This window comes from Propionicimonas sp., assembly GCF_034927565.1.
In the GTDB taxonomy this organism is placed as follows: Bacteria; Actinomycetota; Actinomycetes; order Propionibacteriales; family Propionibacteriaceae; genus Propionicimonas.
Map to the genome: position 1 here is coordinate 1 of NZ_JAYFPT010000105.1, position 20,512 is coordinate 20,512.

19 protein-coding genes are annotated in these 20,512 nt (G+C 66.9%); 4 read left to right on the plus strand and 15 right to left on the minus strand.

What is annotated here, in order from left to right:
* From VB080_RS14670 to VB080_RS14735, 14 genes are all read right to left on the minus strand, one after another.
* Positions 1-707 (minus strand): carbohydrate ABC transporter permease (locus VB080_RS14670; RefSeq protein ID WP_323419200.1); only part of this gene is annotated, 707 nt, incomplete at its 3' end.
* Position 708: 1 nt separating this feature from the next.
* On the minus strand, positions 709-1,608 hold the full coding sequence (locus VB080_RS14675; protein WP_323419201.1) for a sugar ABC transporter permease: 900 nt from the start codon (positions 1,606-1,608) through the stop codon (positions 709-711).
* Between the two features lie 85 nt (positions 1,609-1,693).
* Positions 1,694-3,037 (minus strand): ABC transporter substrate-binding protein, encoded by a 1,344-nt coding sequence (locus tag VB080_RS14680; RefSeq protein WP_323419202.1) that lies wholly within the window; start codon positions 3,035-3,037, stop codon positions 1,694-1,696.
* Positions 3,038-3,067: 30 nt separating this feature from the next.
* On the minus strand, positions 3,068-5,056 hold the full coding sequence (locus tag VB080_RS14685; protein WP_323419203.1) for an ADP-ribosylglycohydrolase family protein: 1,989 nt from the start codon (positions 5,054-5,056) through the stop codon (positions 3,068-3,070).
* 38 nt (positions 5,057-5,094) lie between these two features.
* A complete protein-coding gene (locus VB080_RS14690; protein ID WP_323419204.1) occupies positions 5,095-6,102 on the minus strand; it encodes a LacI family DNA-binding transcriptional regulator in 1,008 nt (335 codons plus the stop codon).
* A gap of 107 nt (positions 6,103-6,209) precedes the next feature.
* Positions 6,210-6,704, minus strand: coding sequence for a secondary thiamine-phosphate synthase enzyme YjbQ (locus VB080_RS14695; protein ID WP_323419205.1), 495 nt, complete (start codon positions 6,702-6,704; stop codon positions 6,210-6,212).
* A 35-nt stretch (positions 6,705-6,739) separates the two neighbouring features.
* The gene (locus VB080_RS14700; RefSeq protein WP_323419206.1) at positions 6,740-7,237 is read right to left on the minus strand and encodes a secondary thiamine-phosphate synthase enzyme YjbQ; all 498 of its coding nucleotides are present in this window, start codon (positions 7,235-7,237) and stop codon (positions 6,740-6,742) included.
* Positions 7,234-7,971 (minus strand): triose-phosphate isomerase, encoded by a 738-nt coding sequence (locus VB080_RS14705; RefSeq protein WP_323419207.1) that lies wholly within the window; start codon positions 7,969-7,971, stop codon positions 7,234-7,236. The genes VB080_RS14700 and VB080_RS14705 overlap by 4 nt, the downstream gene beginning before the upstream one ends.
* Complete coding sequence (locus tag VB080_RS14710) at positions 7,971-9,029, minus strand: amidohydrolase family protein (RefSeq protein WP_323419208.1); 1,059 nt, start codon at positions 9,027-9,029, stop codon at positions 7,971-7,973. The genes VB080_RS14705 and VB080_RS14710 overlap by 1 nt, the downstream gene beginning before the upstream one ends.
* 1 nt (position 9,030) lies before the next feature.
* Positions 9,031-10,527 (minus strand): xylulokinase, encoded by a 1,497-nt coding sequence (locus tag VB080_RS14715; protein ID WP_323419209.1) that lies wholly within the window; start codon positions 10,525-10,527, stop codon positions 9,031-9,033.
* Between the two features lie 71 nt (positions 10,528-10,598).
* Positions 10,599-11,636 (minus strand): autoinducer 2 ABC transporter substrate-binding protein, encoded by a 1,038-nt coding sequence (locus VB080_RS14720; RefSeq protein ID WP_323419210.1) that lies wholly within the window; start codon positions 11,634-11,636, stop codon positions 10,599-10,601.
* Positions 11,633-12,637 carry an ABC transporter permease gene (locus VB080_RS14725; protein ID WP_323419225.1) on the minus strand — a complete coding sequence of 335 codons (1,005 nt, stop codon included), beginning with the start codon at positions 12,635-12,637 and terminating at the stop codon, positions 11,633-11,635. The genes VB080_RS14720 and VB080_RS14725 overlap by 4 nt, the downstream gene beginning before the upstream one ends.
* Entirely contained in the window at positions 12,637-13,641 is a 1,005-nt protein-coding gene (locus tag VB080_RS14730) for an ABC transporter permease (protein ID WP_323419211.1), read from the minus strand. The genes VB080_RS14725 and VB080_RS14730 overlap by 1 nt, the downstream gene beginning before the upstream one ends.
* A complete protein-coding gene (locus VB080_RS14735; RefSeq protein ID WP_323419212.1) occupies positions 13,638-15,143 on the minus strand; it encodes a sugar ABC transporter ATP-binding protein in 1,506 nt (501 codons plus the stop codon). The genes VB080_RS14730 and VB080_RS14735 overlap by 4 nt, the downstream gene beginning before the upstream one ends.
* A gap of 281 nt (positions 15,144-15,424) precedes the next feature.
* On the opposite strand from VB080_RS14735, the gene VB080_RS14740 reads away from it, so the two are divergent.
* On the plus strand, positions 15,425-16,261 hold the full coding sequence (locus VB080_RS14740; protein ID WP_323419213.1) for a DeoR/GlpR family DNA-binding transcription regulator: 837 nt from the start codon (positions 15,425-15,427) through the stop codon (positions 16,259-16,261).
* Between the two features lie 56 nt (positions 16,262-16,317).
* Here the strand turns inward: VB080_RS14740 and VB080_RS14745 are convergent, their stop codons facing one another.
* Positions 16,318-16,938: a TMEM175 family protein gene (locus VB080_RS14745; protein ID WP_323419214.1), complete on the minus strand. Its 621-nt coding sequence runs from the start codon at positions 16,936-16,938 to the stop codon at positions 16,318-16,320.
* Between the two features lie 221 nt (positions 16,939-17,159).
* Here VB080_RS14745 and VB080_RS14750 point away from each other — a divergent pair, with 221 nt between their 5' ends.
* The 3 genes from VB080_RS14750 to VB080_RS14760 all read left to right on the plus strand — a co-directional run bounded on the left by VB080_RS14750 (position 17,160) and on the right by VB080_RS14760 (position 20,478).
* Positions 17,160-17,771, plus strand: coding sequence for a M23 family metallopeptidase (locus VB080_RS14750; protein WP_323419215.1), 612 nt, complete (start codon positions 17,160-17,162; stop codon positions 17,769-17,771).
* A 194-nt stretch (positions 17,772-17,965) separates the two neighbouring features.
* The gene (locus VB080_RS14755) at positions 17,966-18,988 is read left to right on the plus strand and encodes an alcohol dehydrogenase catalytic domain-containing protein (RefSeq protein ID WP_323419216.1); all 1,023 of its coding nucleotides are present in this window, start codon (positions 17,966-17,968) and stop codon (positions 18,986-18,988) included.
* 95 nt (positions 18,989-19,083) lie between these two features.
* On the plus strand, positions 19,084-20,478 hold the full coding sequence (locus VB080_RS14760) for a glycoside-pentoside-hexuronide (GPH):cation symporter (RefSeq protein WP_323419217.1): 1,395 nt from the start codon (positions 19,084-19,086) through the stop codon (positions 20,476-20,478).
* Positions 20,479-20,512 lie beyond the last annotated feature (34 nt).

The window sequence follows — 20,512 nt, forward strand, 5'->3', positions numbered from 1 at the left end:
ACCAGCGCGGCGAAGATCTTCGGCACGTCGGAGCCGTAGGTCGAGGTGAAATAGGTCGGGATCTGGGTGATCGCCTGCAGGTTCGGATCCTGCAGGAACAGCAGCGGGAGCAGGAACTCGTTCCAGGAGTTCAGCAGCGCCCAGACCACGATCACCGCGATGATCGGTTTGGACAGCGGGATGACGATCCGGAACAGGGTTCCGAAGCTGGAGGCCCCGTCGAGTTTGGCCGCGTCCATGAGTTCGTCGGGGATGCCCTGAATGTAGTTGCGGGTGAGCAGAACGGTCATCGGCATGATCACTGCCGTCAGCGGCAGGATGACGGCGACGAAGTTGTTGAACAGACCGAACTGCCGCACGATCAGGAAGATCGGGACGATCAGCGCGACCGCCGGGATCATCAGTCCAACCAGGATCGCGTTGAAGATCAGCTTCTTGCCGGCGAAGTCGAGCTTGCCCAGGGCGTAGCCAGCCAGCATGGTGCATGCGAACACCAGCGCCACCGTCCCGGCCGAGATGACCAGGCTGTTGAGGAAGAACCTGACGAACGGGGTCTGGGTGACCACCGCCGAGTAGTTCGCCACCGCCCCGCGTCCCTCGAAACTGATCGAGATGATCCAGAACAGCGGCAGCGCGAAGGGCACCACGCACAGGGTCGCGAGCACCTGGTAGAAGATCCGGTTGCGCAGGGTGGGTCGTCCGAACACCTCAGTCCTCCTGGTCGAGACGGTAGAGCCGGAGCTGGACGAGGGTCAGCAGCAGCGCGAGCACCAGCATGATGATCGACAGCGCGGCACCGTAGCCCACGTGGAACTGGGTGATGCTCTGTTTGTAGATGTAGGTGGTGAGGAACTCGGTGGCCCGGCCCGGCCCGCCGCCGGTGATCAGGTAGACGATGTCGAAGGTCTTCAGTGAGCCGATCACCCCGGTCAGGGCCAGGGTCAGGTGGGTCGAGCGCAGCTGCGGGATGACGATGTGGCGGATGGTGCGCCAGGTTCCGGCACCGTCGAGCTGGGCGGCCTCAAGGTTGTTGGGGTCGATCTGCGACAGCGCTGCCTGGTAGAGGATGAAGCTGAAACCCGTCCACTGGAAGATGTTCACCGCCGCCAGCGCAGAGAGCGCGAACCGCGGATCCGCAATCCAGGCCTGAGCCATCCAGCCGAGGCCGAGGGTCTCCAGCACCTGATTGACCTGTCCGGTGGGGCTGAGGAACTGACGGAAGGCCGTCGAGATTGCCGCCGGCGCCAGCACGACCGGGATGAAGATGAGTGCCTTGTACACCCCCCGTCCGGCGACCGGCCCGCTGAACACCAGCGCCAGCGCCAGCCCAAGCACCATCTGGATCGTGATGGTGATCACACCGAAGATCGCGACGTGGGAGAGGGAACCCCAGAAGATCGGGTCGACGGCAATCGCGGCGAAGTTGCCGATCCCGACCGAGGTCGGACTGGGATCGACACCATTCCAGTCGAGGGTTGAGACCCAGCCGTTGTAGCCAATCCCGAAGTAGGTGATGCCCACGATCACCACCAGCGCCGGCAGGAGGTAGAGGTAGGCGGTGGGTTGCCGCGTGCTCCGGCGGCGTGCGGTGGGCAGGGACGTCGTCACGGTGACCTCCTTCGTGGTTGCCTCGATGATCCTGACGGTCACGGTTGTGGTGCAGGCACTGCGCCCGCACCACAACCGACCGGGTTCAGCCGGCGATGGCGGCCTGAACCGCCTTGGCCGCATCGGCCGAACTCTGCTGCCCGGACGCGACCGCGGAGAGCGCGTCGCCGAGGGCGGTGTTGACATCGGCGCTGTCGATCTGGCGGGCACCGATCATGTCGGCCAGCGCCGGGCCCTGGGCCTCAAGGGCCGCCTTCTGGGCATCGGTGGTGACATCGGAGAGGTCAAGCGGCACGGACTTCAGCGCAGGCTGCTGAACGGTCTTGGCCATCAGCTTCTGACCGGTCTCACTGGCGCTCAGCCAGGTGACGAACGTCTCCGCCGCCTCCTTGGCGTCGCTGGACGAGGCCACGGCGAAGCCGACGTCAGGGCCGCCGAACATGGTGCCGGTAGTGCCGCCGTCTACCACCTGCGGGAAGAAGTACGGCATGAACACGGTGTTCGGGTCGAACGCGTCCCCGTAGCTCTCGGCGTACTCGGCCAGCCGCTTGTTTGTGGTGTCAGCGTTCTGCCAGCTGCCGAAGGCGATCAACGCTCCCTCGCCCTTCTTGAAGGCATCGTTGGCGTCCGGGTAGCCGGTCATGCCGAGGGCACCGTCGATGAAGATGCCGTCATCGAAGAAGCTCTTCCAGATGTCAAAGGCCTTGACGAAGTCGGGCCCGCTGAAGTCGGCCTGACCGGCCAGCGCCTTATAGAACTCACCGGGGGCGATCTGGTTGATGATCGACTGGTAGACGTCGATGTTCTGCCAGGCGTCCTTCGCGCCCTGCAGCATGCAGGCCTTGCCGGCGTCCTTGACCGCCTGGCAGAAGGTCTTCAACTCGGCCATCGTGGTTGGCACCTTCAGGCCGAGTGAGTCGACCAGGGTCTGGTTGGCCCAGATCAGGCCGCCACCGGTGATCATCCACGGTGCGCCGACCTGCTTGCCATCGACAGCGAGCTGGTCGGTAGCGGTCAGCTTGTCCTTCCAGTCGGCGCCGAGTTTCGCTTCCAGCGCCGGGGCGAGATCCTCCGACAACGGGGCGAACTGGTTGGTCAGGGCTCCGACCTGGATACCGAAGACGTCCGGTCCGGAGCCGGACTGGAGCGCGAGTTGGACGGTGTTGACGTAGTCGGAGTACTGGATGAACCGCGGGGTCACCTTGATCGTCGGGTTCTCCTTCTCGAAGGCCTCGATATAGCTGACCGCCGTCTTCTCGTCGGGGTTCCAGCTCCACAGGTCGATGGTGGTCTGTGCGGCAGGCGCCGAACCGCCACCGGCGGAGCTGGACGTGCTCGGTGCAGGGTTTGATCCGCAGCCTGCGAGCAGGAGCGCGGTGGCGATGCCGGCCGCGACCAGCGACAGGCCCTTGGGTTTGCGTGAGAACATCGCTGTCCTTTCGGTTCTGGTTGATTGGTGCTAGTCGTCGGATGGTTGGGTGGAACTCCAGGGGAACGCCGCCCAGTCGAGGTCGTGGGCGTAGGCGTGGATCCGGAACGGGCTGGAGAAGGCGAGATGGAGTTCGGCGGGGGCGTGCTCACCGTCGTGGACGAGTTTCACCAGGATCTCGTTCCAGCCCTGCCGCAGGTGGACGTCGGCGCCGATCCCCTCGGCCGACTTCTGGTTCGGTCGGATCAGCCGGAACTCGCGGTTCTGACCGATCTCGACCCCGTTGAGCCAGTACCTGATCGGGCAGCTCGGGTCGATCACCAGGAAGCCGTCCCGCTCGCTGGGGCAGTTGATGAACGCCTGCAGGTAGCGGACGCCGGCCCGGTCCAGCTCGACCGGCTGGGCATGCCCGTCGGCCCAGGCGATCTCCCACGGCCCGGGGCGGCCGTTCTCGCTGAGCGGTGAGGTGGCGGTCTCGGCGGCGAACGGCGCGTCGAGCAACTCGTCCACGGTTCGTCCTTCGGCCGCCAGCACGGGAGTGCGCCGCACCGCGTGCGACCCGACCAGGACCACCGGCAGTGCCGGCGGAACCGGACGGTCCTGGGGCACCAGCTCCAGCCAGCAGTGGTTCGCGAGTCTGACCGTGCCCAGCGGCCCGGGGGTGATCTCCCACTCCACCAGTTCGGTACCGCCGGCTTCAAGAGCGATCGTCCGGGTCAGCGGCGCGGTCCAGCCGGCGGGGACCCGCAGCGCCGCTGTCAGGTCGATGGGGTCCAGACGCCGGTTGGTCAGCCGGGTGCGGATCCGCTGGACGGCTCCCGGGACGCAGCCCGGACCGTCAACGTATGCGATGGCGACGTCGAGGTCTTCGCCGGGGAACGGCACCGTGTTGGGGTCACAGGCGAGCAGCTCCGCGATCCCGGCGTCGGCGTAGAGGTCGTCCAGCACCACCGAGTAGCTGGTCCCTTCGCCCAGCACCCCACGCTCGCGGAGCACCCGCTGGGCGGCGACCCGGATCCGGGCGATCAACTCGTCCAGATCGGCGGGCACCGGATTGGTGCCGTCGGCGAGGTGCCGCACGCCACCCCAGGACTCGTTGGTGGAGATGCCCGTGCCCAGCGGTGCCACCCACTCCTCGGGAAGCCCTGCGCTGCCGAGGATGATGCCGAGGTAGCTGCCAATCGCCGCCCCGGAGGAGTCGGTGTCGTAGCCGCAGTTGACCGTCGTGCAGATCCCGTTGCCGAAGTCGGTGCCATAGAGCAGCCCGATGACCTGGAAGCCGGTGTTGATCGGGGAGTACTGGGCGTTGTAGTGCGGGGTCGCGTCCAGCACCGCCCGGCGGGCCTGCTTCCAGTCCAGGCCGGCGGCATGGGCATTGCGGGCAGCCACCACCGCCGTGCGCATGGCGCAGTCCTGTGGGATGTAGGACAGCGCGATGTCGATCAGCAGTTGCGGGTCCTGCACGACGAAGGCCGCCGACTCGAGCGCGGCGTTGAACAGCTCGCCGTAGACCCCCTCTCCCCCGGCGTGGTCGCAGATCGCGTCCTGATAGGCGTAGCGGGCGGCCACTCGCGGTGCGCCTGGGGCCAGGCAGGCCCAGATCTCGGATCGGATCGGCGACCCCATGCAATCGGTGAACCAGTTGTTGTAGTGGCCGCTGACCGGCGGCTCCAGACCGAGGCGAAGGTTGAGCTTCGACAGGCCGTACTCGTCGAAGTTGTAGCCGATGTGGTCGAGCCAGTAGCGCGACAGATCGCGGGCGGTGATGCCTGGCCCGACCTCCTCGACGGCCTTCAGCCACACCAGCTGCATCTCGAGGTCATCGTTGGGCAGGCCGCCCTCCTGCAACTCGGGGTACCACCAGACGTCGAAGGGCTCTTCGCGTCCCCAGGCCTCCTCCAGGGGTGTGCCCAGGGTGCCGCCGGCGTTCTTGCCCTGCCAGCAGCCGTACACCCGGTCGGTGTAGTCGGCGCCGGCGAGATCGACCACCAGATCGGTCGTTGACGAGACGGTGCTCATGGTTTCCTTTCTCAACTGCCAGGTGGGGACGGCTCCGCTCACTGCCCGGCCGGTTCGGCACAGGACTCGCGGATGACAAGGGTGGATTCGAGGACGACCTGCCGTGGTTCGCCAGCGGGTGCGGCGCCGGACAGGCGATCCATCAGCAGCCGGATCGCCGCCCTGCCCATGCCAACCATGTTCTGTGCGACGGTGGTCAGCGGCGGGATCGCATGGACCGCCATGTCGACATTGTCGTAACCGATCACCGACAACTGTTGGGGGACCCTGACGCCGAGCCGGTGGGCACCCTGCAGCACGCCCAGGGCAAGCGCGTCGTTGGCTGCGAACACCGCCGTCACAGGCGCCGGTTGGGTCAGGAAACGCTGCACCGCGTTGAAGCCGGCCTCACGATCCATCGTCCCCAACGAGATCAGGTCAGCGTTGATCTCGATGCCCGACTCCGTCAGCGAGTCGCGATAGCCCTCGAACCGCCCGCTGGCCATGTTGGACCCGCCGACATAGGCGATCCGGGAGTGCCCCAGAGCGAGCAGGTGGGACATCGCCAGACGGGCCCCGCCCCGGGTGTCGCCGCTGACCAGGTCGGTGACCATGGGGTTGGTCCGCAAACCGATCCCGACCACGGGGATGCTCCGGGCGGCAGCCAGGAGGGCGTCGTTGTAGGCGGGGCTTTCCGGTGGCGTCACGATCAGTCCGTCGACGTCGTGGCTGCGCAACAGGGTGATCGCCTGGATCGCCAGGTCCGGATCGCCGTTGGAATCGGAGATCACCACTCCATAGCCGTCCGCCCGCGCCTCGTCACCGAGCGCTGCCGCGACTTCAGCGGTGAACGGGTTGCTCAGCTGCGAGACCACAAACCCGAGCAGTCCGGTCTTCTTGGTGGTCAGACTCGCCGCCGCCCGGTTCTGGATGTAGCCCAGCTCAGCCACGGCCGCGGCGATCCGTTGCCGGGCGGCCTCGCTGACATAACCATTGCCGGTCAGGTAACGCGACACGGTTCCCACCGAGACGCCAGCCTGCGCCGCGACATCGTAGGCGGTGACCACACCAGCCTCCTCGCTACTGTGTAACCGGTTCCAGCTGGAACCGGTTACACAGTAGCTGTCGGCTCAGATCTCGTCAAGGGACGCCGACAGCAGTGCCCCCGCGGGGTTCAGCCGACGATCGCCACCCGCACGGTTCGCGTGCGGGCTCGCACCTGGTCGAAGTCGGCGAAGTAGATCCGTCCGAAGTCGCCCAGTTCGAGCCGGCCATCCTGCAACGGGATGGCGACCGAGCGTCCGAGCATCACCGAGCGCAGGTGGGCGTCGGTGTTGAGGCTCCACACGGGCTCCTCGGCACGTTCGGCCTGGGCAATGCGAATGTGCTCCGGCCCGGGGTGCAGATACTGGCCCTCGGTCGCGCAACTGGGGAACAGCGTGGCGAGCCCGCCGACGAGGTCCTGCAGGATGAACTGCGTCCCCCAGTAGTTGACGTCGTCGGACTGTTCCTGGATCAGCACCGCGCAGGTGGTGTGCTGGGAGTAGACCGTGACCAGGCCGTCCGCGAGGCCGCAGCCGGCGGCGATCTCGGTGACCCGGTCGGTGACGTCGTCGAAGGTGGGGCGGCGATCCGAGTCAATGGTGAACTGGGCATGCACGGTGGTCATTGGGACTCCTCTTGGTTCGTGGCTGGAAGGGGGCGTCAGTCGCCCATGACGGTGACCGAGACCTCGCGGTCGCGGGGACGGGTCTGGTCGAAGTCGACGAAGTACACGTGGGCGAACCTGCCCAGGTCCAGGTCTTGATCCACCACCGGGATGGTCTCGCTGCGTCCGAAGAAGGCCGAACGAAGGTGGCCGTCGGTGTTGAGGGTCTCGGGCTTCGACTCGCCGTGGAGCCGGGAGAACTCGGTGAGCTCGGGGCCGGGGTGGCGATACTGCCCCTCCGCACGAGTGGTGGGGATGAGCTCCTCCAGGATGTCCCACAGATCCTGCTGCAGGAACTCCAGGCCGTTGTAGGTGAGGTCGATCGAGTCTTCCTGGATCATCACCGAGCAGGTGGTGTGGTGGGTGGAGACCACGCAGAGCCCTTGCCTCACCCCGGATGCCGCCACGGCGGTCTTCACCTGGTCGGTGATCTTGTGGAAGGACGGACGGCCGCCGGCGGAACTGATTCCGAGGGTCGAACGGTGGGTGGTCATGGGCGGGTTGCCTTTCTGTTGGTGGACACGGACGGCTCCTCGCGAAGCTGGTCCCGGGCCGCGGCGAGGGCGGCGATCATGGTTCGGGCGACGGCTGCGGGGTCGGGGGCAGCGACGATCCCCGAGGCAACGCCGACACCGTCCGCCCCGGCCAGGACCAGGGTCCGGACGTCGTCGGCGCTGGTGATGCCGGCCGCCTGTTCGACCAGGATCTGCCGGGACACCGCACGGATCGCCACGGTGGACTCCCGGGCGAAGTCGAGTGGAACTCCGCCGGTGGTGCCGATCCGGTCGCTCGGTTCGGGGTTGATGATGTCGGGGCCGAAGCCGGCGATCGCCACCGCCTCCGCCACGCTGTCGGCGCAGACGAAGGACAGCAGACCCAGGTCGCGGGCCCGTGCGATCGCCAGACGCAACTCGCCGATCGCCAGCGGGTCCTCGATGTGGTTGAGGACGACTCCCGCGGCGCCGGCGTCCTTGATCCCCTCGGGCAGCACCTTGCTGAGGCCTCGTCCCGGCGGGATGAGATCCATGTGGGGGGCAAGAACGATCAACCGTTCGGTGGCCTCGCAGACCCGGCGCAGTTCCAGGGTGGGAGCGATGAAGAGCACGTCCACGTCGTGGGTGCGGGCGGACTCGTCAGCAGCGCGGGCCAGGTCGAGGACGGCGTCGCCGTGGAGGTAGTTCTTCACCCCGATCTCGAAGAAGGGGGTGCGGACGATCGGGGTCCCCATCAGCGCTCCCGCCAGGTCGGCGACACCGGCCCGTAGACGGCGACGGCGTTGTCGTAGAACACGGCATCGCGCTGGGCCCGGCTGAGCCCGGCCGCGTCGGCGGCGTCCAGGAAGGCGGCTATCTCCTCGTACAACATGAGGGTGAGTCCGTCGGCGTCGTCGGTCTCACGCATGGTCGGATCGTCGCTGACGTCGCCGTAGAGACCGCGCGGCACGATGTTGAGGTAGCGCCCGTTCTCGACGACGCGGTGACCGCGCAGGCCGAAGATCGGCAGGTCCGAGCCGAACAGGACGCGCCCGGGGTCGACGACGTCGAGCAGCCTGCGCATCACCTCGGTGTTGGTGTTGGCGGTGATGTCGAAGAGCAGGTTCCTGGTGGCCGCCAGCACGTTCATGCCCTCGCCGATGTCCTCCAGGGCGTAGGCGCGGCCGATGTGGGTGACGATCACCCTGGCGTGGGGATAGTCCCGGTCGATCTCGGCGAGTTGCCGCAGGTTGACCGGATCGCCGAGGCGTCCGGGACGCGGGATGTGCAGCATGACCACCCAGCCGTGCCGGTCGGCCACCTCCAGGTGGGTGCGCGGCAGGAAGTCGAAGATCTCGATCTCGGCGCTGGGAATGTCCGTCGGCGCGAAGTTGAGGTAGGGCTTGCAGCCGGCGAAACCGCCGTCCAGCACACGCTGCTCGAACTCCGCTGCCGTCCAGTTCGGGTGCGAGACGGCGAGGGCCGGCAGGCCGGAGATCCTGGCGTCCGCCGCGACGTGGGCGTTGTTGGCGAGGATGTCGACATTGGTGTCGATGTTGCCGAAGATCGCCGGGGTCACCTGCTTGCCGGGGAACAGCCGCCGGTAGGTCTCGGCCAGGTCGGCCAGCGGGTTGGTCGCGGCGATCCGGGCGGCCCAGGCCGCCGAGCGGCGCGCCGGATAGCTGCCCTCAGGCAACAGGTCGGTGTCATACCAGACGTGGGCGTGCCCGTCGACGATGCGATCCGGCAACTGGGCGCGCAGCCGCTCGTAGTAAAAGCGCCGGTCGGTCGGGGTGATGGTGGGAACAGCCATGTCAACTCCTCGGTGGTGTGGCAGTCGTGCCGTACGTGGCCGAGAGCACCTCGGCGAATGCCTGGCGAACGGTCGCCTGATCTGCGTAGCGGTCGCGGTCGGGCCCCGGTTCACGGACGGCGACCTCACCGACCATCCGGCGGCTGGTCTCGGCGATCCGGGCGGGGTCGCCCGCCGCCGCGATCACCGCTGCGCCCAGGCAGGCGGCGTCGGCGACCGCGGGCAGTTCGATGGGGACGTTCGCCAGATCGGCGAGGATCTGCGGCCAGATCGGGCTGCGGGTCGCACCGCCGATCAGCCGAACCCGCCGGGCCGCCGGGTTGAGCCTGCGATGAAGACTCAGCAGGGCGGCAGCCTCGGCGCCGATCCCTTCCAGGGTCGCGCGCAGGAAGTGCTTGCGCTCGTGGATCAGGTCGACACCCACGAAGCTGCCCCGGCTGGCGTCGTTCCAGTCCGGCACGGTTCCGCCGAAATGCGGCAGGAACAGCAGCCCGTCCGCCCCTGCGGAAACCTGCGCCGCGTCCTGGTTGACCTGGTCGAAGCCGAGCGGGACGCCGTCGGTTCCCCACAACCGGCGTACCCACTCCAGGGAGGAGCCGCCGTTGAGCAGCGAACCGAACTGTCCCCACAGCCCGGGGACGGCATGGCTGCCGAAGGCGAAGTTCTCCTGCGGGTCGGCGATCGGGTGTGCTGCGGAGCCGAGCACCACCCAGGCGGTGCCGGCCGACAGCAGCACCGTCTCCTCGTCGATCGCTCCGGCTCCGACGGCCGCGCAGTACTGGTCGTGGGCGCCGGCCACGACCAGGACGCCGGCGGGCAGGCCGAGGGCGTCGGCTGCCGCGGCGGTGAGCGGGCCGATGACGGTGCCGGTGGGGACCAGCGTTGGCAGCCGGTCGGTGGTGATGCCGAGGGCGTCGAGGATCTCGGGGTCGTAGCACTGCCCAGCGGCGTCGAGGAGTTGGGTGATGCCCGAGGAGTTGAGGTCGGTGGCCACCTTGCCGGTCAGCCGCCGGGTGATGAAGCCCGCGGTGTCGAGGAAGCAGGCAGTGCGGCCGAACAGGTCGGGCTCGGTCGCCCGCAGGTCGGCGAGCTGGGCGGCGTTGTAGCGAGGACCGAGCCGCCAGCCGGTACGTTCGTAGAATCCGTGGGCACCGAAGCGTGCTGCCAGTTCGGCCGCCGCGTCGACAGCGCGGTTGTCCAGCCAGGAGCGGGCCGGGGCGAGCGGACGTCCCTCGCTGTCGGCGCACACCAGCGCGCCGCCCTGGGCGGACAGTGCCAGAGCGCTGACCCGGGCCGGGTCGATGCCGGTGAGCGTGTCGCGCACGGCGGCAACCACCCCGTCCCACCAGCCGGTAGCGTCCTGTTCGACCTGTCCGGTGGTGGTCCGTGAGGTCGGGTAATGGTGCACCGCGCTGGCGAGGACGGTGCCGTTGCCGTCGACGAGCAGGGACTTGGCACCCGAGGTGCCCACGTCGATGCCGAGGACAAGGTCAGTCATGGGTTTCTCCTGCGGGTGGCGCCCCGCGTTCTGGTGCGGGACGCCACCGTGTGGGGGTTGGAGCGGGACGATCAGTAGTCGAACTGGTCGATGTTCTCCGAGGTGATGTCGAGGAACTCGTTGAACAGCAGCACGTCACCGGAGAAGGTGAGCTTGTCGTAGCCGTCGTAGCCGGTGACCGGGCCGTCGGAGAACTTCTTGCCGTCGAGCAGGTCCTTGACGACCTGAACGTCGAGCTTGGCGTACTTCTCGAGGTCCCAGAAGTTGAGCACCTGGGCCGAGTTGTCGGCGATGTAGGGCTTCATCACGTTGGGGGTGCTGATGCCGGTGACGAACACCTGACCCTGCTTGCCGGCCTGCTGGACGGCGCGGGCGGCGCCCACGGCAGCCTCGGAGCTGTTGGAGATGATGCCCTTGAGGTCAGGGTGGGCGGTGAGCAGGTTCTGCGCGATGGTGTAGGCCTTGTCCGGGTCGACGTCGGCGCCTTCGACGCTCACCAGTTCCATGTCCGGGTAGGCGCTGGCGGAGTAGGCCTTGATGGCGTCGATGCGTTCGTTCAGCAGGTTGGCGCTGAGCGAGCCGGTGATGACGGCGTACTTGCCGGACTTGCCGGTCAGGTTGGCCATGGTGTCGAGCATGTGCTGGCCGAAGTCCTCCATGGAACCGATGCCGATGTAGGCCTCGCGTCCCTCGGGGTTGGTGTCGACGTCCCAGGTGTAGACGTGGATGCCGGCGTCCATGGCCTGCTTCAGGACCGGGACGATGGAGGTCCCGTCCACGGCCGAGATCACGATCGCGTCCACTTTCCTGGTGATCATGTTCTGCACGATCTCGGCCTGCTTGGCGGCATCGGCAGTGTCAGGCCCCTGGTAGATCCAGTTGATGCCACCGACCTGGGCCGCGGCCTCCTGCATCGCCTTGTTGGCGGTCTCGAAGTAGGGGGCGCCGACCAGCATCGGGATGAAGGCGACGTCGTAGGAGCCGTTGTCGGACGAGGCCGACGCGGACGGGGCAGCCTCGCTGGACACGCTCGGGCTGCTGGAACAGCCGGTGAGCGCAAGCGAGGCGAGGGTCAGGGCCGCGAGCGCGGACCTCACGCGATGGGTCATGCTTGTTCCTCCTTTGTGGTTGCGGGCACACCGGCCGGTGGCGTGCTCGTTGTGCGGGAGTGCTGCGCGAGCCTCCCGAACAGTTCGCGGGCGGTCAGGACGGCGATGAGGGTGACACCGATGACGACCGTTTGGATGAAGACCGAGATGCCGGCCAGCCCGAGCCCGTTCTGGATGACGGTGAAGATCGCCACCCCCAGGAAGGCACCGAGCACATTGCCGCGGCCGCCCACGATGCTGATGCCGCCGAAGACGACAGCGGAGATCGCCGACAGCACGTAGGCGTCGCCCAGGTCGACCCGCGCAGTGGCCGTGCGGCTGGAGAGCACGACGGCCACGACATAGGCCAGGACCGCGGCGAACAGGTAGGCGCCCGCCAGCACCCGCGAGACCCGGATACCGGCGAAGCGCGCCGCCACCGGATTCGAGCCGATCAGGTAGACCCTGCGTCCCCACCGGGTGAAGGCCATCAGCACCAGGGTGAGCGCGACGACGGCGAGCATCACGAAGACCTGTGCGGGGACGGGGCCGACGAAGCTCTGCCCGAAGACGTAGTACGCCTCGGGGAAGCCGGACACCGCCCGTCCCTCGCTCATCGCCGTCGCCGCGCCGGCGTAGACCAGGCTGGTGCCGAGGGTGGCCACCAGCGGTGGGACGCCGAGCACGCCGACCAGCAGGCCGTTGATGGCACCGGCGATCAGTGCGACGACCAGCCCTGCCAGCAGGGCGGGAACCATCGCCCAGCCCGAGACGATCAGGACGGCCATGGTGACGCTGATCAGGCCGACCTGGGCGCCGACGGACAGGTCGATGCCGCCGGAGATGATGACCACCGCCATGCCACAGGTGATGATCGAGAGCTCCACCATCTGACGGGCCAGCTGGAACATATTGCCGGTGGTGAGGAAGGCGGGGCTGAGGCTGGACACTGCCCAGAACAGCACCACGAACAGTCCCACGAGCACGAGTTCGGTGGCGTAGCGCTTGGCTAGTCGGCGCATCACTCGACCTCCTTTCCGGCCGGCGTGCGCGCGGCCCTCAGCCGGGAGGCCCTGTCCTGGACGACCGCCGCGGTGATGGCCACCACGACGATCAGGCCGCTGACGAGGTCCTGCCAGTAGACCGGGACGCCGCTGAGCACCAGTGCGTTCTCGATCACACCCAGCAGCAGGACGCCGAGCAGCGTGCCGCCGATGTGGATGCGTCCACCGAGCACCGAGGCGCCACCCAGGATGGCGGCGGCGATGGCGCTCATCTCGATGCCAACGGCAGCACCGGGCTGGGCCGAGCCCATCTGGAACAGGTACAGCACACCGGCCAGGCCCGACAGCGCACCCATGATGACGAAGACCAGGAAGTCGGTCCGGGCGACCTTGACTCCCAGCCGCAGCGCCGCCTCCCGGTTGCCGCCGACGGCGAGGATGTCGCGTCCGGTGGTGGTGTGGTGGATGAACAGCCACAGCGCGACCGCCACCACCAGCAGCACCCACAGCACGGTGGGGATCCCGAGCGGACCGTGGACCTGCTGGTCGGTCATCCAGGTGGGGATGCCGGAGCTCCACGAGCCGTTGGTGGTGGCAAACAGTAGCCCTCGCAGGATCGAGGACATGCCGAGTGTGACGATGATGGCGGGCAGCCGGACCCAGGCCACGAACACACCGTTGATCGCCCCCAGGACGGCACCGACGACCAGGCCGAGCAGCAGCACGGACACCGGGTTCATCACCACTGACTGCTGTACGGCGGCAATGGTGAGGTCGCCGATCACCACGGCCACCAGCGCCAGTTGGGCGCCCACCGACACGTCGATGTGGGCCGGTACCAGCACGACTGCCATGCCGAGGGCGAGCACCGCCGGCACGACATTGCCGCTGACGATATTGAGCAGGTTGGCCGCTGTGAAGAAGTGCGGGGAGATGCAGCCGACGATGATCGCGATCCCGAGGATCACCGCGGCAATGACGCTCTCCCGGCGGGAGGAGAGCCTCCGGAGTTGCTGGATCATGGCTGTTCTCCTGACAGCTCGAGTGCCAGGATCGACTCCTGCGTGCTCTCTTCGGGAGTGGTCTGGGCGACGATGCGTCCCTGCCGCATCACGAGGATCCGACTGGCGATGGCCAGCACCTCGGGCAGTTCGGAGGAGATGACCAGAACCGCCGTCCCGGTCTCGGCAAGCCGCTTGAGCAGCTGGTGGATCTCCCGCTTGGCGCCGATGTCGATACCGTTCGTCGGCTCGTCGACGATCAGCAGCCGCGGACGGGCCGCCATCCAGCGGGCCAGCAGCACCTTTTGCTGGTTGCCGCCCGACAGGGTTCCCGCGTCGATGCCGGGACGCGCCGGACGGATGTCGAGTTCTTCGACGTAGTGGCGGGTGAGGACCGCCTCCTTGGCGGGGACGACCTGCCGCACAGCGCCGAGGGTCTGGTCGAGGGCGGCGACACAGAGGTTCGTGCTCACCGCGTGCCCGGCGAAGATGCCCTGCGCCCGGCGGTCCTCAGGGACGTAGCCGATACCCAGCCTGACCGCTTGCGCGGGCGAGCCGACCCTGACCTGCTTGCCGTCGATGCTGATCCTTCCGGCCCGCGCCGGGGTGAGCCCGAAGATGGTGTGGGCGAGTTCGGTGCGGCCCGAGCCGACCAGGCCGGTGAGCGCGACGATCTCGTTCTCGTGCACGGTCAGGCTGACCGGGCCGGTGGCTCCGTCGACCAGCAGTTCCTCGACGCGCAGGACCTCCCGTCCCGGCTGGCCGGTCACCCGCGCGGACTCGTACTCGGTGCGGCGACCAACCATCGCGGCGATCAGCTCGTCCTCGGTGTAGTCGCCGATCGGGCCGGAGGTGATCACCTGGCCGTCGCGCAGCACGCTGACCCGGTCGGCGATCCGGAAGACCTCATCGAGCTTGTGGCTGATGAAGACGATGCCGGCGCCCCTGGCGCGCAGGTCCTCGATGATGCCGTAGAGCAATGAGACCTCGGCCGAGGACAGCGCCGAGGTGGGCTCGTCCATGACGATCACCTGGGCATCGGAGGCCACCGCACGGGCGATGGCGACCATCTGCCGCTGCCCGAAGCTCAGGGTCTCCACCAGTGCGGTGGGGTCGTAGTCGAGGCCGAGCTTGCGCAACAGTGTGGTGGCGTCATCGACCCAGGTGGAGTGGCGGTAGAGACCACCCCTGCTGCGGGCCCGGGTGAAGCCGAGGTTCTCCGCCACGCTGAGGTTGGGGAACAGGCTGAGATCCTGGTAGATCACCGAGACTCCGAGCCGCAGGGTCTGGACCGGATCGACGCCCTGCCGCTCGGTGCCGAAGTAGCTGAGGGTCGCCCCCGGATCGGGCGACTCCGCACCGGCAAGGATCTTCATCAAGGTGGACTTCCCGGCGCCGTTCTCGCCGACCAGCGCATGCACCTCGCCGGCCCGGATCGTGAGGTTCGCACCGCTGAGAACCGTGATGCCCGAGTAGGTCTTCGACACCTTCTCCAGTGACACCAGAACAGGCTCCTGGCTCACCACCGGCGGACCTCTCCGACGGTGCGGAGAGCACGCTCCCCACACCTCTGACTCAGGCCTGACATCCGTCCTCCTCACCAACCGATGACGCAATCGTTGCATACATCTGCACAGTTTTGATTGATTCATGGGATTTTGAACCAGATAGTTACATTCCCGTAACATCATCGCAGCAGCTCCACTCAACTTCGCTACGAAGTCTGTGCGGAGTTCCCGGCTCCGGGGCGGGTCAGGATAGGGTCTGGCCAGCGTGGTATCGCCGTCAGAAAGGCAGGGTGCAGATGAAGGCGCGCGACCGCTGGAACCACATCCTCGGACTCATGTCCCGGGAGGGCTACGCGGAGATCACGACGATCGCCGACAGCCTCGGCGTCTCCCCCGCCACCGTACGACGCGATCTCGACCGCCTCGCCGACCAGCAACTACTCACCCGCACCCGTGGCGGCGCTGTCTCCAACTCGACCGCCTACGACCTGCCGCTACGGTACAACGCCGAGCGCAACGTCTCACAGAAAACTGCCATCGCCGCCGCAGCCAGCGCACGGGTAGCCGACCATTCTGTCGTGGCCATCACCGGCGGCACCACGACCACCGAGGTGGCCCGGGCGCTGGCACTGCGTTCCGAGCAGGACGCCTCAGGCCAGTCGGCACTCACCATCGTCACCAACGCCATCAACATCGCCAACGAACTGACGGTGCGGGCCAACATCAGGCTCGTGGTGCTCGGCGGCGTCGTCCGTCCGCAGTCCTACGAGTCGACCGGCCACCTTGCCGAACTCACCCTCGGCGAGATTGCCATCGACGAGGCGATCATCGGAGGCAACGCCGTCGACTCCCGCCACGGCCTCTACTGCCACAATGAGTCGGAAGCGGCCATAGCCCGCGCCATCCAGGCCCGCGCCATCCGCACCACGATCGTCGCCGACGCCTCCAAGCTGGGTGCCCACGCCTTCGCCCGGATCTGTGGCGCCGAGCAGATCACCACCCTGGTCACCGATTGGCGAGCCCCCCGCGATTGGGTGGCCGAGTTTGAGGAGGCGGGCGCCGAGGTGGTCATCGCCACACCTCCCCCGGAGACCTCGGCACCTCCGCGCGACGCCGTGGCGGACCTGGGCTGACAGGCCCATCCTGGCTCGGTCGAACCTGGCGGTCAGACGCGGCTGGCGGTCCGGGTTCAGGACGGCGCGTGTCGATTCAGCAGCCGAGCCAGTAGCGGATCGGCCAGCAGGACGAGAAGCGCCCAGAATCCCAGTTCGGGAAAGCCAACGGCGAGCAGCAAGGCCACGGCGAACAGGCTGCTGTTGGCCGCCAGAGCTCGCGTCGACCGGATGGTCATCGGCCGATCCGGCTGCTGCAACGCCAGCCGACGGCGCACCCACAGGTGCATGGCGAGGGTCAACAGACTCGTCGCCAGCATGCTGCCGATATACACTCCGAGCTGCACCCGGTCGGTGTCCAGCGCACCCACGAGAGCCGTCGCCACGGGGAGCCACACGATGGTGAACATCCAGCCCACATTGAGCCACAGCAGCACCGCGTCCTGGCCTCCGACATGTTCGAACAGCCGGTCGTGGCTGCGCCAGAAGGCAGCGATGATCACGAAACTGAGCCCGAAGCCAAGCAAAGGCCCCTCGTTCTCCACCAGAAACTGAGCAGTGTCGAGACCGGCGCGAGCCGCCTCGGTCACGGCTTCGACCAGCGGCAGGATCAGCAGCGTCATCGCAATCGCGACCACCGCATCGGTGAAGAAGACCAGCCGTTCGACAGGATGAATGCCGTCACGCGATGCCACCATGGGGCATACCTAAGCGGTCCTCGGGCCGCCCGGCAAGCCCGGGCGCGAAAGTGAGCCGCACTCCGCGGCCCGGCTGGCAGGCTTTGCCAGCGCCGCCCGACTCCATCGCTGAGACAGCTCCGAATGTGTACGGACCGTGCCTCCCACCAGATCGAACCCCGTCGCGAAAGCAACGCTGGCACTGCGATCATGGTGCAGTCGGACCGGCGGAAGGAGGGCTGGTGGCTACCGGCATCGACGTAGCGTTTCCGTTCACGGGCCGATGGCTCGTCCAGAACAGTCCGGCCAACCACGTCCCCAGCCACGGCACGACACTGTTCGCTACCGCCTACGCAATCGACTTCGTCCCCGTGGACGGCGCCGGACACACCGCGCCGTTCACCGCTCGATCGCTACTGCTCCCCGAACCCGCTGACGCCTTCCCTGGTCATGGCAGACCTGTCCTGTCGCCGGTCACCGGCACCGTCCTGACCGCCCACCATGAATCTGCCGACCACCCCGCCTATCGAGGCTTGCCATCAGTCGGTTACGCGCTGATGCAGCGGCGCCGGGTCGCTGCAGGCTGGACAGCGCTGGCTGGCAACCACGTTCTCATCGGCAACGGCCAGGCGGTAATCGCCCTGTGCCATCTCCAGCAGGGCAGCATCACCGTCCGTCCCGGCCAGCGGGTGCGCATCGGTGAAACGCTCGGCCGCTGTGGGAACACCGGCAACAGCACCGAACCCCACCTCCACATCCAGGCGATCGACAGCCCAGACATCGCACGCGCCCACGCCGTACCGCTCACATTCCAGGGATCACTGCCCCGCAACGGCGACCTCATCACGGTGTGAAGCAGCCAACTCCGGATGAGATCGCCAAGGGACGCGATCGGTGTGAAAAAACACATGCCCCACGACTAGACACGTGTCTTGTGAGTGGCCTACTGTTTCTCCACCGAGTCCTCCACGGATCCGGGAACCACAGGCCCACTCGATGATGAGGTGTCTTTATGCCCAACCAGGTAGCTGCCCAGCTTCCACCCACGATGCGTGCTGTCGCGATCAACGACCAACAGGGCGTCTCTTTCCTTGACGCCGTCCCCGTTCCTGTCCCGGGTGCCGGGCAGTTGCTGGTGGAAGTGATCACCTGCGGCATCTGCGGCGGCGACCCCAAGTTCCCCGGCTACCTGAAGGCCGGCACGATCCTGGGCCATGAGTTCCTCGGACGCGTGGTCACACTGGGCGACGGCGTGACGGACTTCACGATCGGCGAGCGGGTGGTCGGCCTTCCGGCCCAAGCCTGCGGAACCTGCGTCTGGTGCCTCACCGGCGAACAGGTTCAGTGTGCGCAGTTCAAGATGGTTGGTCAGGACGTGACCGGGGGATACGCCGAGTATCTGGTCGTCGACGCCCAGTCGATGTGTCACGTGCCCGGGGAGGTCAGCGATCGCCAGGCCGGGCTGATGGAGCCGCTATCGATCGGCGCGAAGGTATTCGAGGAATGCCGAGTGGCGATGGGCGACAAACTCCTGATCATCGGCGCCGGGCCGATCGGCCTGGCCGTCCTCATCTGGGCGGTTGCCGGCGGCGTCGACACCATCGTCGTTTCCGACGTCAAGCCCGCCCGGCGTGAACTCGCGTTGAAGCTGGGCGCCACCGACGTCCTCGACCCGGCGGCGACTTCTCTGGAGGACTATTTCGACAACACCTACGGCAGCCGCCCCGAAGTCATCTGCGAGTGTGCGGGGTTCCCGGGCATCCTCGACCAGGCCATCAAGCTCGCCCCACTGCGCGGCCGCGTGGTATCGGCCGGTCTGCACTTCGGTGAGGAGACCATCACCCAACTGATCCCGCATGTGAAGAACCCCACACTGGTATGGGCAAGCTGGTATGCCAAGCGGCACTGGCGGCACGCACTGACCATGACGGCCCAGGGGCGGATCGACCCGACGCCCATGCTCACCGATGTCATCGCGCTCGAGGACGTACCTGCAACCTTCGAAGCCCTCGGCAAGCCCAACGACTTCGGGAAGATCTTGATCGACCCGCACCAAGCACCGGCTCGCTGATCCCGCCCGGCACCATGCCGGCTCGGACCCTGTTCTCAGCCTCGTGCTGAGCTACCCCTCTCTTCTCGCACCCTCTTTTTGAGGAAGGAACACCCATGTCGAGGGACACCTCTGTCTCCATGCCCAAGGCATCCATCTGGCGCAAGCTCGGCTACGCGATCGGTGAGATCGGCTACAACGGAATGTGGTACGTGGTCAGCGCCTTTCTGCTGGTCTTCTATACTGACGTCTTTCTGATCCCGGCGGCGACGGTCAGCACCTTCGTGCTGATCATCCGGCTCGCCGATGCCATCGTCGATCCGATCGCCGGCAGCATCGCCGACCGCACCCGCACCCGCTTCGGTCGCTACCGTCCCTACCTCATTGCCGGCCCGCTGGCCATGATCATTACCTTGACGCTGACGTTCTGGGCACACCCCGATTGGGCGATGCCAGGCAAGATCGCCTACGCGATCGTGACCTTCGCGCTCGCCGCGATCGCCTCCACCTTCACCAACATGCCCTACGGTGCGCTCAATGCCGTCCTGACACTGGATACCGACGAGCGGTTGTCCTTCGCAAGCTGGCGCTTCGTCATGGTCTCCGTCGGCAACGCGTTGATCGGTCTTGCCGTGGTTCCGCTGCTGGAATTCTTCAGCAAGGGACCCGGCGGCGCGGTGCAGGGCTACGTCATGACCGTGCCCACCGTCGGCATCGTCGCGTTCATCATCTTCGTGATCTGCTTCCTCAGCACCAGAGAGGTCGTCCAGCCGAAGGCAGGAGTCGCCGCACCCAAGATGAAGGACCTGTGGCGTTCGGTCCTCCACAACCGCCCGCTGCAGATCGTCGTACTGGGCTTCTTCCTCTTCGGCTTCCTGGCCTACGGCCGGATCGCGGTGATGGCCTACTTCTTCCAGTACAACATCGGCGATCTGGGCCAATTCGGACCGTTCAACCTGGTCATCAACATGACCGGCCTGGTGGGCAGTCTGCTCGCACCGGTACTGCTGAAGTGGATCCCCAGCGGGAACAAGGCCCGTGTGGTCATCATCGCCTGTCTGTGGCAGGTCGGGTGGTATGTCGCCAGCTATTTCGTGGCTGCCGCGGACACTATGGGTTGGTTCTTCGTCTTCAGCGGCCTGGCCGGCCTCGGCTACGGCGTGCTGCTCACCATGATCTACGGCATGGTGCCCGACACCGTTGAATACGGCGAGGTCAAATCCGGAATTCGCAGCGAGGGCTTCAACTATGCGTTCACCTCACTGGCCATGAAGTGGGGCGGGGCGGCTGGCCCTGCGGTGCTGGGGTTCCTGCTGGCAGCCTACGGCTACTTGCCCAATGCCCAACAGAATGAAGGTGTTCTCGCCGTGATCGCACTGTCGTTGACCATTCTGCCGGCCGTGTTGACCTTGATCGTCGCCATCCCATTCTTCTGGTACCGCATCGATCGCAACAGCCACCACGAGATGGTCTCGCAGTTGCTGGAAAGCGGGTCCCTGGAACACTCCTGAACCACGGCAGACTCCGATCACAGCATATTGTCTG